At 70.7% G+C, this 556-nt stretch carries 1 protein-coding gene; it reads left to right on the forward strand.

The features are described from left to right. The coding region (locus SB822_RS54805) for a transglutaminase-like domain-containing protein (RefSeq protein WP_410858813.1) at positions 1-556 on the forward strand (556 nt) is incomplete at both ends.

Genomic DNA, 556 nt, shown 5'->3' on the forward strand with positions numbered 1-556 from the left:
GTGGGAGACCTTCAGCGTGTTCTCGCAGTACCAGGATGCGGTGGTGACGCTGACCGCCCCGGCCAACCTGCCGATGCACCTGTGGACGCGCGGCGTGCAGGGCGGCACGACACCGACGCTCAGGGACGGCGTCGCGCGCTGGGAATGGCGCTACCGCCGCGCCGAGCCGACGAAAAGCCAGAACTGGACCGCCGCGGCGTGGGAATTCAGTCCGACCATCATGGCCAGCACCTTCGCCGACTGGTCGCAGATGGGCCTGGCCTACCAGCGCAAGGCCGGCGAGGCCGCCGCGGTCACCCCGAAGATCCAGGCGCTGGCCGACCAGGTCACCGCCGGCATCACCGATCGCCGCGCGCAGGCCGCCGCGCTGTACGAGTGGGTCGCGCGCAACATCCGCTACGTGGCGGTGTACCTGGGCAACGGCGGGCTGGAACCGAATCCGGCCGAGCGCATCGCCGACAGCCAGTACGGCGACTGCAAGGACCACACCGTCATCCTCGAGGCGCTGCTCGCCGCCAAGGGCATCGCCAGCACGCCAGTGCTGATCGGCGCCGAC

The sequence above is a fragment of the Paraburkholderia sp. SIMBA_054 genome, assembly GCF_046534875.1.
Classification (GTDB): domain Bacteria; phylum Pseudomonadota; class Gammaproteobacteria; order Burkholderiales; family Burkholderiaceae; genus Paraburkholderia; species Paraburkholderia hospita.